We start from the raw sequence: 15,103 nt of genomic DNA on the forward strand, positions 1-15,103 counted from the left end.
GAGGGGCAGAGGTCAGCTCAAGGGTTGAGATCATCGTTCCGGTTCACATCTTCGGGCTTGCGTTTTCGATGCTTTCTTTTGTGTTCTGTAAGGTCATGAGCATTGTTGCAGACATACCCGCATGGCCGCAGCTGGCAATCCTCCCCGACTACTGTTACGTCACAGGTTTTTGGTTCGCTATGGTGTCTTCTTTTATGCTCTGTCAGGGCTACGGCATTTTTGCAAGCCTTCCCGCATAGTCGCTGTAGGCCATCATTTTCGAACACTCTCACATCACAGATTTTTTGTCCGGTGTGGTATCTGCTTTTGTGAGACGCCAGAGATAGAGTATTCTTAAGGATCACCCCGCATGAACGCTGTTGACCATCCTCCCCAACCTTTGTGAGACCACAGATTTTTTGCTCGCAGTGGACTCTGCTTTTGTGCTGCGACAGGATACCTGCATTTTTGCAGATCGTTCCGCATGGCTGTGGTTGGCCATCTTCCCCGACAGTGATCAAGTTACAGGTTTTTTGTCCGCTGTGGCATTTGCTTTTGTGACTCGACAGGATTTGAACATTCTTGCAGACCTTTCCGCATGGCTGTTGCTGGCCGTCCTCGCCGATCGATGTTACTTCGCAGGCTTTTTGACCGGTGTGGTATCTGTTTTTGTGAGCTCTCAGAGATCGAACGTTCTTGAAGACCATCGCGCATTGCCGCTGTTGATCGTCTTCGCCAACCACTGTTAAGTCACAGATTTTTTGTCCGGAGTGGTAGCCATGTTTATGAGACAAAAGGGCTTTGGCATTCTTGCAGACTTTTGCGCATGGTCGCCGCTGGCCGTCCTCTCCGACCACTATCACGTCACAGGTTTGCTGTCCGGTGTGGTATCTGCCTTTGTGATCCGAGAGGATTTTAGCATTCCTGCAGACAGTCCCGCATGGTCGATGCTGGCCATCTTCCCCGACCACGATCAGGGGACAGGTTTTTTTTCCGGAGTGGTATTTGCTTTTGTGAACCGCCAGAGCTCGGGCATTTTTGCAGAACTTCTCACATTGTCTCAGGAGGCCATCCTCACCGATCTCTACTACGTCGCAGGTTTTTTGCCCGACAGGCTGAGTTGTTTCGGCTATCCCGGTACCTGATGAGTCTGAGACGAACCCGTCTTTATCGGATGATGGACGGAATTGACAAACGCCATGACAGGGATGGACAAAACAGTTTAAACCCAGAGTATGTGAGTGTTGTTGAGGACCTTCGTTATTGCCACCAGAGACTGAATACAGGGTGCTGGAGAAAGAGCTTATAAGTTGACCGGTGACTTGTGGGCTTCGCTGGCCAGATGATTCTGATACTTGGCCTTGTTGTTGGTCATTTCCAGAGCCGGGCATCATAGTGGTGATCACAAACGGCTGATTCTGACTCGATTCTTGCTGTTGAATCGGATTAAACAGCGGTGAGTCGGGGTTCCAATAGCTTCTTAAAAGACAGCTGACCGCTATAACCACTTCTACAGGTACCCATGAAAAAGGGTTGTAACTCAGAGGGGCGTTTTTGGTGGTCAGGATTACTTCGTAAGCAACCAGCAGATTTGTCGCGTAGAGCCACTGCCAGGAAATCGACTCAATGATGGTCGTTTTTATCTCGTAACTGTATGGTTTGTGTCGTTTTTTATCCGATGGCAAATTTGGTTCTGTATAGTCATCTGCGATAGTGATGACTGACGGGTTTCCGGGCAATGTACGCCCAGGCTTTATAGAAAAACTTTGGTTTGGAAAAACGGCCTTCTGTTCAAGCTCGACAATAAAGCGTTCTGTCAGCGGTTTGGTCTGGCAGACGACAGGCAAAAATAGTGTGAGCAACAATGGTGCAGAAAAAGAAGAGTGTTTAATCATCCTATAGTTGCATTCTAATTTGTAGAAAGGAAGAATAGATCACCTGATGAAAGTGCGGATGTCAGATCAAGGATTGAAGTCGTCGTTCTGGTCGACAACAACGGGCTTGCGTTTACGATGTATTCTTTTGTGTTTCGAAAGGCTGTCAGAATTTTTATAGATCCTTCCACACGGCTGCTGCTGGCCATCCTCTCCGATCGTCACGTCACAGATTTTTTCCTTGCCATGGATTCTGCTTTTGTGATTCGACAGGGTTCTGGCATTGTTGCAGACCTTTCCGCATGGTCGCTGCTGACCATCCTTCCCAACCACGATCACGTTGCAGTTTACTTGACTGCTGTGGACGCTTCTTTTGTGTTCCGACAGGGCTTTAGCGTGTTTGCAGACCTTTCCGCACAGCCGCTGCTGGCCATCCTTCCCGACTAATGTTAAACAACAGGTTTTTTGCCCGCTGTGGTATTCGCTTTTGTGAACCATCAGAGACTGAGCATTCTTGCAGATTTTTCCGCACGGCTGCTGTTGACCATCTTCACCGACCACTGAGAAGTCACAGGTTTTTTGATTGGTGTGGAATCCGCTTTTATGAACCCAGAGGCTTCCGGCATTCTTGCAGACCACTCCGCAAGGTCGCAGCTCGCCATCTTTACCGATTACTGTGACGTCACAGGTTTTTTGCCCGGTGTGGTATCCGCTTTTGTGAGCTGAGAGAATACCAGCATTCTTGCAGAGCCATCCGCATGGTCGCGGCTGACCATCTTTCCCGACCACCATCACGTCACATACTTTTTGCCCGGTGTGGATTTTGCTTTTGTGTTCCGACAGGGCCCGGGCATGCATTGAGACCTTTCCACATGGTCGCAGCTGGCCATCTTCCCCAACCACTATCACGTCACAGGTTTTTTGCCCGGTGTGGTATTTTCTTTTCTGATCCGAGAGAGTTTTTTGGCAATGTGTAGGCACTCCGGGAGTTGCTCCTCCGGGAGGAAGACAATTATTCCCAGGCCCTGGCACATCATCATTGATTAGTCTGGTAACTTCAGTTATGTAAGCTGCTCCTGCGCTCGTTGAGTCTGGGACGACCCAGTCTGGGGCGACTCTGTCTATAGCATTGCTGCTAATGGCCGGGTTGCCATATCCATGAGCCATTAGCTTAATGAGTTGTTCAGAAACCGATTGGGGTTGATAGGCAGGAAGAGGATTCAATGTTTCGAAATGTGAGTGCTGAGGTCTAGCTTCTTCAGGATCAGCATGACTTATGTAAAGAGGATAGTGTCCATGCGTTAAATGGCAGCATGAGCTTCCTGAGGCATTCTGCAGCCATTCAGCGGGCACTCTGTCATTGGATGAGAGTCGCAATTGACAAACACCATTACACGGAAAGACGAAACAATTGAAGCCCAAAGTATGTTGGTGTTGTTGTTGATAGCCTTCGTTACCGTCACCGAAGCGGGAATACCAGAAGCCGGAAAGATAGCTTGTGTGATCCCGGGCGAGCTGGCCGGACGATTTTGATGACTGCTCTTGTTGCTGATAGGTTTGTTGGTTATCTCCAGAGCCAAACATCATTGTGATGGGGGCAAACGGGTGATTCCCCTGTGTTAACGTAGATGTTGCCTCTTGTTGTTCCATCATCTTAAACAGCGGTGAATCGGGGTTCCAATAGCTTCTTAACAGCCAATCAACAGTGACAACCACTTCTAAAGGTATCCATGAATAAGGGGTGGCGTTCAGAGAGGGGCTTTTAGTGGTCATAATCGGTTCGTAATTTACCAGCAGATGAGTAGCGTGAAGCAACTGCCATGAAATCGACTCAATAAGGATCGCTTTGAACCCGTAAACACCGGGTCTATATGGTTTGTCGTCAGGCGGTGAGTCAGATCCTGCATAGCTCTCTGTGCCGACAATGACCGACGGGTTGCCCGGCAATGTATACGGGCCAGGTTTTATGGAAAAGCTCTGGTTTGGAAAAACTGCATTTTGCTCAAGCTCGACAATATAACATTCTGTATAAGATTCGGCCTCACAGACGACAGACAACAACCATAACAGCAACAGTGTTGCCGAAAAGAGTGACTGTTTAATAATTTTATCCTTTCATTCCAGTGGGTAGAGAGGAAGGATAGATCAAGATAATAAGTTTGTTTTTCCGTCCAAGACCTTCTCCTAAAAACGAAAGATGGCGCCGGGCAAAACCTTATGAAAGGGCGGGTGTGAGATCAAGGATTGAGGTTATTATCCCGCTGCAAAGCATCAAACTTGCGCCTTCGATGTCTTCTTTTGTGTTGCGAAAAACTATGAGCGTTAATGAAGATCTTCCCACATGGCTGCGGCTTGCCATCCTTTTCGACCACTATAATGTCACAGGTTTTATCCCCGCTATGGTAGGCGCTTTTGTGGCTCGACAGAGATTGAACATTTTTGCAGACTTTTCCGCACAGCCGCGGCTGGCCATCCTTGTCGATGACTAATATATCACAGGTTTTTTGCGCAGTGTGGTATCCAGTTTTGTGAGACGACAGAGATCCTGTATTCTTGAAGACTACCCCGCATGGCCGGTGCTGGCCATCTTCCCCAACCACTATCACGTCACAGGTTTTTTGCCCGGTATGGATTTTGCCTTTGTGATTCGACAGAGATTTAGCATTCTCAAAGACTTTCCCGCATGGTCGGGGTTGGCCATCTTTCCCTACCACGGTCTCAAAACAGGTTTGTTGTCCGCTGTGACTGCTTCTTTTGTGATCAGATAGGCCTTGAGTGCCCAAGCAGGATTTCCCGCATGGCCGCGACTGACCATCCTCCCCGAACACTGTCATGTCACAAATTTTTTGTCCCCTATGGAATCTGCTTTTGTGATTCGACAGGGATCTGGCATTCTTGAAGATCTTCGCGCATGACTGCGTTTTGCCATCTTTCCCAACCAGGGTTAAGACACAGGTTCTTTGCAAGATGTGGTTGTTGCTTTTGTGATTCCCAGAGGGTTGCTGGCAATCAGTAATTACTTCGGGAGGATTTACTCCGGAAGGCACTCCTTCGGTAGGCGCGCCACCGGTGGCAAGACAGTTATTCTCTGGCATTGGCATATCATCATTGAGTGTCCCAATAGCATCAATTCTGAGGGCTGCCCCTGCTCTTATTGAGTCTGAGGTGACCCCTTCTATGGAATTGCCGCTATTGTATGGGTTGTCATCAATGTCACAAGTCAGAAGCTCAAATGGTAGGTCAGAGATCGACTGAGGTTGGATGGCTGGAAGAGGATTCAACCTTTCAAAATGTGAGTTTTGAGATGTAGCATCGACAGGATCAACATAACCAATGCAGCTTAAGCAGTGTCCGTACGCTAAATGGTGGCATGAGCTTTCGAAGGAACTCAGCTGTGATTCAGCTGGCCCTCTGCCATCGGATGAGTGTCGGAATCGACAAAGCCCATGACAAGGAAAGACGAAACAATTGAAACCCAAAGTATGTTGCTGCTGTTGAGGGTCTTCGTTACCGCCACCAGAGTGAGCGTAAGGGAGGCTGGTTAAGCAGCGTGTGGCAACCGGGGCGTGCTGGCCGGATGAGTCTGATGGCAGATCTTGTTGCTGATAAGGTTGTTGGTTATTTCCAGAGCCAAACATCATAGTGATGGAGGTAAACGCTTGATTCTCCTGTGTCGACATAAATGTTGCCTTTTGCTGTTTCATCGGGTTAAACGACGGTGAATCGGAGTTCCAATAGCTGTTTAAAAACCACCCGGCAGCGATAACCATTTCCAGGGATGGCCATGAAGAAGGGGTGGCGTTCAGGGGGGCACTTCTGGTGTTAAGAATCTTTTCGTAACCCACCAGCAGATAAATGGCGTAAAGAAACTGCCTGGAAATCGAATCAATAAGGATTGCTTTGAGCCTATAACCACCAGGTCTGTGTGGTTTGTCTTCAGGCGGTGAGTCAGATCCTTCATAGCCGTTTATGTCAGCGATGACTGACGGGTTGCCTGGCGATGTATGAGGGGCAGAGTTTATAGAAGAGCTACGGTTTGGAAAAACAGCATTCTTTTCAGGATCGACAAGAAAACGTTCTGCAGACGATTCGGCCTCATAGGCGACAGATAACAATATTATCAGCAACAGTGCTGCCGCAAAGAGTGACTGTTTAATAATTCTATCCTTGCATTTTAGTGGCTAGAAGGAAGGATAGATCAAGATAATCAGAGTGTTTTTCTGTCATAGACCTACAATCAAAAGCTAAGTGTGGAATCACGCAAAACCTCTTGAAAGAGTCGGTGTCAGATTAAGGGTTGAGGTTATCATTCTGGTTTTCATTATCACGCTTGTGTTTTCGATGCCTTCTTTTGTGTTCCCAGAGGCAATGAGCATTGTTGGAGATCTTCCCGCATAGCTGCCGCTTGCCATTCTTCCCGATCACTATCATGTCACAGGCTTTTTTCCCGGTGTGGTATCCGGTTTTGTGAGACGACAGAGATCCAGTATTCTTGCAGACCGCCCCGCATAGCCGCGGCTGGCCATCTTTCCCTACCGCTATCACGTCACAGATTTTTTGCCCAGTATGGTATCTGCTTTTGTGAACCGTCAAGCTTCGAGCACTCCTGCAGATTTTACCGCATGGCCCGGGTTGGCCATCTTCCCCAACCACTATCACGTCACAGATTTTTTGCTCGCTGTGGACACTTCTTTTATGTTCCGTCAGACCTTGAGAGCCCTTGCAGGCCATTCCACATGGCCGCGGCTGGCCATCCTCCCCGACCACTGTCAGGTCACAGATTGTTTGCCGAATGCAGCGTTTGCTTTTGCGATCTGACAGAGCTTGTTGGTAATGTGTAGTTTTTCCGGGAGGCGATCCTCCGGGAGGCGATCCTCCGGGGAGCGGTGCTCTGGCAGCAAGACGGTTTTTCCCAGCCATTGGCATATCATCTCTGAGTGGCACGGTAGCGTCAGTTGCATGGTCTGCCTCAGAGCTTATTGCGTCTGAGACGATCCCGTCTGAGGCAATCCAGCAGTCTAAGAGGATCCCGTCTATAGAGTTGCCGCTGTTGGCTGGGTCGCCATCAATGCCGTGGGTCAGTAGCTCAAATAGCAGGTCAGAAGCCGATTGGGGTTGAATGGTAGCAGGAAGATTCAATCTTTCGAACTGTGAACTTTGAGGTGTAACTTCTACAGGATCAACATAACCTATGCAACGAAGACAATGCCCATGCGTCAAATGGCGGCATGAGCTTTCTGAGGAAATCGGCTGCCATTCATTGAGCCCTCTGCCATCCGGTGAGTAGTGGAATTGACAAACGCCATGACAGGGAGAGACGAAACAATTGAAATCCAGGGTATGTTGGTTTTGTTGAGGGCCTTCGTTACCGCCACCAGAGCGGGAATACAGGAAGCTATCGAAACAGGTTGTAGCAACCGGGACATGTTGGCCGAATGAATCTGATGGCGGGTCTTGTTGCTGATGGGGTCGTTGGTTATTTCCAGAGTCAAACATCACAGTGATAATGGCAAACGTTTGATTCTCCTGTGTCAACATGGATGTTGCCTCCTGCTGTGTCATCGGGTTAATCAGCGGTGAATCGCAGTTCCAATAGCATTTTAAAAGCCAAGCGACAGCGATAGCCCATTCTACAGGTATCGATGAATAAGGTTTGGCTTTCAGAGGAAGGGCTTTAGTGGTCAGGATCAGTTCGTAACTCACTCGCAGATGAGTCGCGTAAAACAACTGCCGCGAAATCCGCTCAATAAGGAACGCATTGATCCCCTGAACGTCCGATTTGCGTGGTTTGTCTTCAGGTGGTGAGTCAGATGTTGCGTAGCCGTCAGTGTTGGCAATGACTGACGGGTTGCCCGGCAATATATGCGGATCAAACTTTACAGAATAGCTCTGGTTCGGGTAAATAGCATTCTGTCCACACTCTGCAATAAAACATTCTGGAAACGATTCGCCCTGACAGAGGGCAGACAACAATAATATCAGCAACAGTGCTGTTGCAAAGAGTGACTGTTTAATAGTTCTATCCTTGCATTCTGGTGGTTAGAGAGGAAGGATAGATCAAGATAATCATTGTGTTTTTCTGTCTGAGACCTTCCGTCAAAAATCCATGGAAGCGCTTGTGCACACTTTGATGAGCCCGAGCATTGCGATCACGGGCCATCCTGTTGTCAGATGGATGGCCTCGGGGATCTACTTAAGCGACCAGTGTCATTTAGTAGAAGGCGGGTGTTGTCTCCTACAGAGGTGTAGTTTTTTGCCCCATTCTTTCCACCTTCTCTTATTTAGGGCTGGGTTAGTCTTCTTGAGAGCTGGGGTCATTGTTCTGATCGACATCAACGTGTTTGCGCTTTAGATGCTTGCTTCTGTGCATCGACAGGGCCTCAGCACTTTTGCAGACCACCCCGCCTATCTGCTGCAGACCATGATCTCCGGCCACTTTTACGTAGCAGGTTTTTCGTCCGGAGTGGTGCTTGCTTTTGTGAACTGACAGAGACGGAGTATTCTTAGTGACTTTCCCGCATGGCCGCGGCTGCCCATCCTTCCCGATTACGGTCGCATTACAGATCTGTCGCCCGCTGTGGCTTCTGTTTTTGTGATCCCACAGAACTTTGGCATTCTTGCAGATCTTCCCGCATCGCCGCAGCTGGCCGTCTTCTCCGACTTCGATCAAGTCACAGGTTCGTTGACCTGCGTGTTCTTTTTTTTTGTGATCCGACAGCGTCCTTGTATTTGTGCTGATAGCCCTGCATGGTAGCAGTTGGCGATCCTCTCCGATCACGGAAACGTTGCAGATTTTTGGACCGGAGTGCTCTCTACCTTTGTGAGACGACAGAGACTGGATATTCTTGTAGACTCTGCCACATGGTCGTTGCAGGCCATCTTCCCCGATCACGGTCTTATCACAGATTTTTTGCCTTCTGTGGATTTTTCTTTTGTGAGCCGACAAGGCTTGAACACTCATCCAGGTCTTCTTGCCTGGCCGCGGCTGACCATCCTCCTTGACCACCGTCGCATCATTGGTTAATTGCCCGGTGTTGTGTTCACACGGAGCTTCTGAGCTGTCTGTCTGAGAAAGAGTTTGGCTCTGCGCGAATTGGGATGGTTCAGGGGTTGTTTCTTGTGGTTCTGAAGTCCCAATTTTGGGTGTGGATTGGATATTCGTAGCGAGAATTTCGATCTCCTTGAAATTGCCAGGTGTATTTCGTGGCCCGTTAATGGCCGCAAGATCATCCGCTATGGAAGACCAACAGCTCGGCGTTGGCACACCATCGTTGAGAGAAGCTTCAGGGGCAGGCGTTGAGCATCTGACGTTTACAAGATCAAAATAATCTATGCAACCAAGACAATGTCCACGGGTAAGATGGGGGCATGAGCTTTCGAACGAACTCAGCGGCCATTCATCTAGCCCTGTGCTATGGAGTGATGGTCGGAGTTGGCAAACGCCATGACAGGGATGGACGAAACAATATAAATCCAAAGTATGCGAGTATTGCTGAGGGTTCTTGTTGCCGTCGTCAAAATCAGAATACGATGGACCAGTGAAAAAGCCTGTAGGTTGAGCGTTGGCATCCGCGGCGTGCTGCCCGGATGATACTGATGACTGGTATGGTTGTTGGTTATTTCCAGAGCCAGCAGGCACCATAATGATGGCCGCAAACGTGTGATCCCACTGTGTCAGCATAGATGTTGCTTCTCGTTGCTCCATCGAGTTAAACATCAGTGAGTCGGGGTTCCAATAGCTTTTCAGAAGCCAACCGACAATGAAAACCACTTCTCCAGGTAGCCATGAATAAAGGGTAGAGCTTAAAGCGTTATCTTTGGCGGTGAGGATCAGTTCGTAATCAAAGAGCAGATGGGTGGTGTAAAGCCATTGCCACGAAATCGACTTGATAACGGTCGTTTTTACCCCGTAACTGCCAGATCTGTGTGGTTTGTCATCAGGCGGAAAACCTGATAGTCCATAGCTGTTTGTGTCAGTAATGACTGACGGGCTGCCCGCTAATGGATGCAGGTCACTCTTTATAGAAAAGCTCTGGTTTGGAAATACCGCATTTTGCTCAAGCTTGACAATATAACGTTCCGTCAAGGGTTGGGCCTGAGTGACGACAGACAGCCACAGTAGTAGCAATAGCGGTGCCGCAAAGAGTGAGTGTTTAATCGTTTTATCACTGCGTTCTGGTTGATAGAGAGGAATGATAGATCAAGAGAATAAGCGTGTTTTCTGTCAAAGATCCGACAGGGCCTGGGCATTCATGACAACCTTCCCGCATGACCGCAGCTGGCCACCCTCTCCGACTACTGTTACAACACAGGTTTTTTGCCCGCTGTGAACTTTGCATTTGTGATCAGACAGGGCTTTAAGATTGTTGTAAAAACAAAAGTTGCGAAAGGCAAAAAACCATTGAAGTATGGGTGTCAGATCAAGGGCCGAGGTCATCGTTCTGGTCCAGATCAGCATTTTTGCTTTTTCGATGTCTACCTTTGTGATCTGACAGGGCTTTAAGATTCTTGCAGATCTTTCCACATGGCCGCTGCTGGCCATCCTCACCGACCACTGTTATGTAGCAGGTTTTTTGGCTGCTGTGGACAGTTCTTTTGTGATCCGAAAGGGCATTAACATTCCTGCAGACTGTCCCGCATGACTGATACCGACCATCCTCCCCGACTATCTTAAAGTCACAGGTTCGTTGCCCGCTGTGGTTTTTTCCTTTGTGATCCGAAAGGGCTTTCGCACTCTTGCAGACCGTTCCGCATCGCCGCTGTTGGCAATTCTGTCCAACAACGGTTATTTCACAGGTTCGTTGCCCGCTGTGGACACTTCTTTTATGGTGCGACAGGGCTTGAGAATTCTTGCAGATCTTCCCGCATCGCCGTTGCCGACCATCCTCAATGAACATGGGGACGTCACAGATTCGTTGCGCGGTGTGGTATTTTGTTTTGTGAGACGACAGGGCTTTAGCACTCTTACACAATCTCCCGCATGGCCGCTGCTGGCCATTCCATCCAATCACTAATACGTCACAGGTTTTTGGCCCGGTGTGGTATGCGCTTTTGTGAGTTGACAAGGCTTGAACATTCCTGCAGACCTTTCTGCAGGGTCGCTGCCAACCATCTGCTCCAACTATTGTCACATCGCAGGTTGGTTGCTCCGTGTGGTACTCTCTTTTGTGGTCCGACACGACTTGTATTGTGCCTTTCAGGGAAAGATCAATTGGACTCTTACCTAATTGGGATGATGCAGTGCTTGTTTGGTATGTTTCTGAACATGCAACCTTAGAGGAAATTCCGGATTCTTCGAGAAAATTATTCAGATTAAATGGCTCCCCGGCGGCAGTTGCATAGGCAGCCTGTTTGATTTTTAAAGGATTAAAAGGACTTATGCAACTAAAGCAGTATCCATTAGCCAAATGAGAGCATGAGCTCTCTACGGAATTTAGAGACCATTCATCAGGCTCGCTGATACAGGATGATGATCGTAATTGACAAACGCCACGACAGGGATGGACAAAACAATTTAAACCCAAAGTATGTGAGTGTTGTCGAGGGTTTCCGTTACCGCGGCCAAAGCTGGAATAAAGGGGGGCAGTTAACGAGCCTGCAGGGTGGGTGATTGTTCTTGAAGTTCTCTGGCCTAATGATTCTGATGGCTGGTCTTGTTGTTCTTGTCCAGAACCTACCATCATAGTGATGGTGGCAAACGAGTGACCCCCCTGTAAGCGCATGGGTGTTGTCTCTTTTTGTTCAATCGGATTAAACGACAGTAAATCAGGGTTCCAATGGCTTTTTAAAAGCCAGCAGACGGCGATAACCACCTCTACAGGTAGCCATGAATATGAGCTGGAGCGTGGAGGGGTGTCTCTGGTGGCAGAGATTAGTTCGCAAGGCACCAGCAGATGAGTGACGTAAAGCCATCGCCATGAAATCGACTCAATAATCGTCGCAGATCTATGTGGTTTGTCGTTAAAGAGTGAATCTGACTCTTGATAGTCGTTTGCGCCGGCAATGTCTGGTAACTCTTCAAGCGTGGTAACAAAAGGTCTTGTCAACGGTTGAGCCTGAGTGATGACAGACAACGTCAATATCAGCAACAGCATTGCCGTAGAGAGTGAGTGTTTAATCTTACTAACCTTGCATTCTGGTCTACCAAGAGGAAGGGTAGAGCAAGAAAATAAATGTATTTTCGGCCACAGACCTTCTGTTAAATACCAAAGTTTGCACAAGGCAAAACCCCATGAAAGGGCGCGTGTCAGACCAACGACTGAGCTCACCGCTTTAGTCCAGATCAACAGGTTTGCGTTTTCGATGCACTCTTTTGTGATCTGACAGGGCTTTAAGGTTCTTGCTGATCTTCCCACATGGCCGTTGCTGGCCATCCTTCCCGACGACTGTCAGGTAGCAGATTTGTCGCTTGCCGTGGGCGCTTCTTTTGTGATTCGACAGGACTTGTATATTCCTGCAGAGCATCCCGCATGGCCGCGGCTGACCATCCTTGTCGACCACGTTCATGTCACAGGTTTGTTGTCCGCTGTGGTCTCTTTTTTTGTGATTGAACAGGGCATTAGTATTCTTGCAGACTGCACCACATGGCCGCTGCCGACCATCCCCCGCGATCATTGTTATGTCACAGATTTTTTGCCCGGTGTGATATAAGCTTTTGTGAACCGAAAGGGCTTTGACATTTTTGCAGATTTTGCCGCATGACTGCTGCTCACCATTCTTCCCGATCATGGGCATGTCACAGGTTTTTTGCCCGGTATGTTTTCTTTTTTTGTGATTCGAAAGAGCATTTGTATTCTTGCAGACAGTCCCACATGGGTACTGCTGGCCATCTTCCCCGATCACTGTTACGTCACAGGTTTTTTGCCCGGTATGATATGCGCTTTTGTGAACTGACATGGCTTTGGCATTCTTACTGGTTTTACCGCACGACTGTTGCTGACCGTTCTTCCCGACCACTATAGCGTCACAGGTTTTTTGTCCGGTGTGCTTTATTTTTTTGTGATCCCTTAGGGCAGCAGCATTCTTGCAGACTATCCCACACGGATGCTGTCGGCCATCATCCCCAACTATTTTCACGCCGCAGGTTGATTGCTCAGTGTGGTATTCGCTTTTGCGATCAGACAGGGCTTGTGTTGTGCCTTTCCGGACGGGATGAGCTTGGCTTTGACCCAATTGGGATGATGCAGTGGGTGTTTGCTGTGTTTCTGAATGGGTAAGCATAGAGGATGTACCAGATTCTCCTGGAAAGCTATGTAGATTGAGTGGTTCGTAATGGGTATTTTTATAGACGACTTGTGTAATGTTTAAAGAATCAAAATGACCTATGCAACTAAAGCAGTGCCCATCAGACAAATGGGGGCATGAGCTTTCTGAAGAATTTAGCGACCATTCAACAGATCCTCTGTTATCGGATGATAGTCGTAATTGACAAAAGCCATGACAGGGATGGACGAAACAATTTAAATCCAATGTATGTGATTGTTGTTGAGGCTCTCCGTTGCCGCCACCATAGTCAGTCATACCAAGAGGGCGGAAGGAAGAGCCTTTGAGTTGGATGGTTGCTCCTGAGGCTTCCCAACCGGATGATTCTGATGGCTGGCCCTGATGTTGGTCTCGTCCAGAACCCGTTATCATTGTGATCATAGCAAACGAGAGGTCCACCTGTGTCAGCATAGGGGTTATCTCTTTTTGTTCCATCGATTTAAGCGACAGTGAATCAAGATTCCAATAGTTTTTTAAAAGCCAAACGACAGCGACAACCACTGCTAAAGGTAACCATGAATAAGAATTGGAGCACAGAGGGACAATTTTGGTGTTCAGGGTCAGTTCGTAACCCGTCAGCAGATGAGTGATGTAAAGCCATTGCCAGAAAGTCGATTCAATGATGGTTGTTTTTACCCCATAATCTTGATTGTCATGAAGCAGCGACTCTGAAACAACATAGCCATTTGTTTCAGTGATGTCTGGAAGTGTATGCCGATCGCACTTTATAGAAAAGCTCTGGTTGGAAAAAACTGCATTCTCTTCAAACTTGACAATAAAACGCTCTGTCCATGGTTCAGCCTGACAGACGACAGATAACAGCAACGACAGCATTGCCGCAGAGAGTGAGTGTTTAATCTTTCTATCCTTGCCTTCCGGTCTACAGAGAGGAAGGATAGAACAAGAAAAGTAGTGTGTTATTCGCTTCTGTGGTCCAACAGGGCCTTTATTGTGCCTTTCCGGGAAAGATAAATCTGGCTCTTGATCCGTAGGGATGATGCAGTGGTTGTCTGCTGTTTTTCCGAGTGGGTAAGCGTACGGGAAATAACGGATTCTCCGTGAAAACTATCCAGATTGAGTGGCCCGTAAGGGGCAGTTGTATAGTCGGCCTGTGTAATGTTTAGAGGCTCAAAATGACCAATGCAACTAAAGCAGTGCCCATCAGCCAAATGAGGGCATGAGCTTTCTGCGGAATTCAGCGGCCATTCATCGGGCCATCTGCTATTCGATGATGGTCGGAATTGACAAATACCATGACAGGGATTGGCGAAACAATTTAAGCCCAGAGTATGTGAGTGTTGTGGAGGGTCTCCACTACCGCTGCCAAAGCCAGAACACACGAGGTCATTGAGAGAGCCTGTGGATTGGGTGATTACCTCTGAGGCTCTCCGGCCGGATGGTTCTGATGGCTGGCCTTTCTGTTGGTCTTGCCCGGAACCCAATGTCACCAACAATCGAGTTTGAGTGACGACAAACAGTGACAATAACAGCAACAGTGGTGCTGTAAAGAGTGAGTGTTTAGTAATTCTATCCCTGTGCTGGCTTACAGAGAGGAAGGATAGAATAGGACAATCAGTGTGTTTTTGTCTTTTGGACGTTCTGGGCTATTCTCGCAAAATCGCTAATCCTAATGACGGGTAGAGGGTTAAATAAGATCCCTCTGTAGGGGACAATTTAGAGACAAAGCGTGATATGAAAGGGTAAATAGGTGGCCAATACCAAGTATTCTGCAAGCATCCCGTATTGCCCGAACTATGGGGCATGGTACCGAGATCAACTCCAGGCGTAAACGTCTCAAGCGCTTCTTCGTCCGGAGTGGCGTTAATAAGCTCGCAGTTATACCTGCTGGCGAGTACCCGCTCTCCCTTTTATATCAGGATTCGTTACGAAATTGTCCCCTACCTATAGCCGAAAGAGCGCTCCCTGCGACTTAGCAGGGAGGTGAATTTCGTCAGCCCGTCAGGGCTGATCCTGGTTCTCAATATACT

At 48.2% G+C, this 15,103-nt stretch carries 9 protein-coding genes; all 9 read right to left on the minus strand.

The window, feature by feature from the left end; all coding sequences use genetic code 11:
• Window positions 1-17: 17 nt before the first annotated feature.
• Window positions 18-1,874 (minus strand): hypothetical protein, encoded by a 1,857-nt coding sequence (locus tag KDK18_RS08670; RefSeq protein ID WP_257254504.1) that lies wholly within the window; start codon window positions 1,872-1,874, stop codon window positions 18-20.
• Between the two features lie 66 nt (window positions 1,875-1,940).
• A complete protein-coding gene (locus tag KDK18_RS08675; RefSeq protein ID WP_257254505.1) occupies window positions 1,941-3,926 on the minus strand; it encodes a hypothetical protein in 1,986 nt (661 codons plus the stop codon).
• A gap of 164 nt (window positions 3,927-4,090) precedes the next feature.
• On the minus strand, window positions 4,091-5,980 hold the full coding sequence (locus KDK18_RS08680) for a hypothetical protein (protein WP_257254506.1): 1,890 nt from the start codon (window positions 5,978-5,980) through the stop codon (window positions 4,091-4,093).
• Between the two features lie 163 nt (window positions 5,981-6,143).
• Entirely contained in the window at window positions 6,144-7,838 is a 1,695-nt protein-coding gene (locus tag KDK18_RS08685) for a hypothetical protein (RefSeq protein ID WP_257254507.1), read from the minus strand.
• A gap of 307 nt (window positions 7,839-8,145) precedes the next feature.
• A complete protein-coding gene (locus KDK18_RS08690; protein WP_257254508.1) occupies window positions 8,146-9,981 on the minus strand; it encodes a hypothetical protein in 1,836 nt (611 codons plus the stop codon).
• A gap of 96 nt (window positions 9,982-10,077) precedes the next feature.
• Window positions 10,078-10,290 carry a hypothetical protein gene (locus KDK18_RS08695; RefSeq protein ID WP_257254509.1) on the minus strand — a complete coding sequence of 71 codons (213 nt, stop codon included), beginning with the start codon at window positions 10,288-10,290 and terminating at the stop codon, window positions 10,078-10,080.
• Window positions 10,274-11,947, minus strand: coding sequence for a hypothetical protein (locus tag KDK18_RS08700; RefSeq protein WP_257254510.1), 1,674 nt, complete (start codon window positions 11,945-11,947; stop codon window positions 10,274-10,276). Before KDK18_RS08700 ends, KDK18_RS08695 begins: the two co-directional genes overlap by 17 nt.
• A 178-nt stretch (window positions 11,948-12,125) precedes the next feature.
• On the minus strand, window positions 12,126-13,949 hold the full coding sequence (locus tag KDK18_RS08705; RefSeq protein WP_257254511.1) for a hypothetical protein: 1,824 nt from the start codon (window positions 13,947-13,949) through the stop codon (window positions 12,126-12,128).
• 83 nt (window positions 13,950-14,032) lie between these two features.
• Entirely contained in the window at window positions 14,033-14,608 is a 576-nt protein-coding gene (locus KDK18_RS08710) for a hypothetical protein (RefSeq protein ID WP_257254512.1), read from the minus strand.
• Between the last annotated feature and the right edge of the window lie 495 nt (window positions 14,609-15,103).

The sequence above is a fragment of the Endozoicomonas sp. SESOKO3 genome (assembly GCF_024606255.1).

Excerpts from the sequence above, each read along its gene's own strand:
- KDK18_RS08670 (WP_257254504.1), bottom strand. The coding sequence starts at position 1,874 with ATGATTAAACACTCTTCTTTTTCTGCACCATTGTTGCTCACACTATTT.
- KDK18_RS08695 (WP_257254509.1), bottom strand. The coding sequence starts at position 10,290 with ATGACCTCGGCCCTTGATCTGACACCCATACTTCAATGGTTTTTTGCC.
- KDK18_RS08700 (WP_257254510.1), bottom strand. The coding sequence starts at position 11,947 with ATGCTGTTGCTGATATTGACGTTGTCTGTCATCACTCAGGCTCAACCG.
- KDK18_RS08705 (WP_257254511.1), bottom strand. The coding sequence starts at position 13,949 with ATGCTGTCGTTGCTGTTATCTGTCGTCTGTCAGGCTGAACCATGGACA.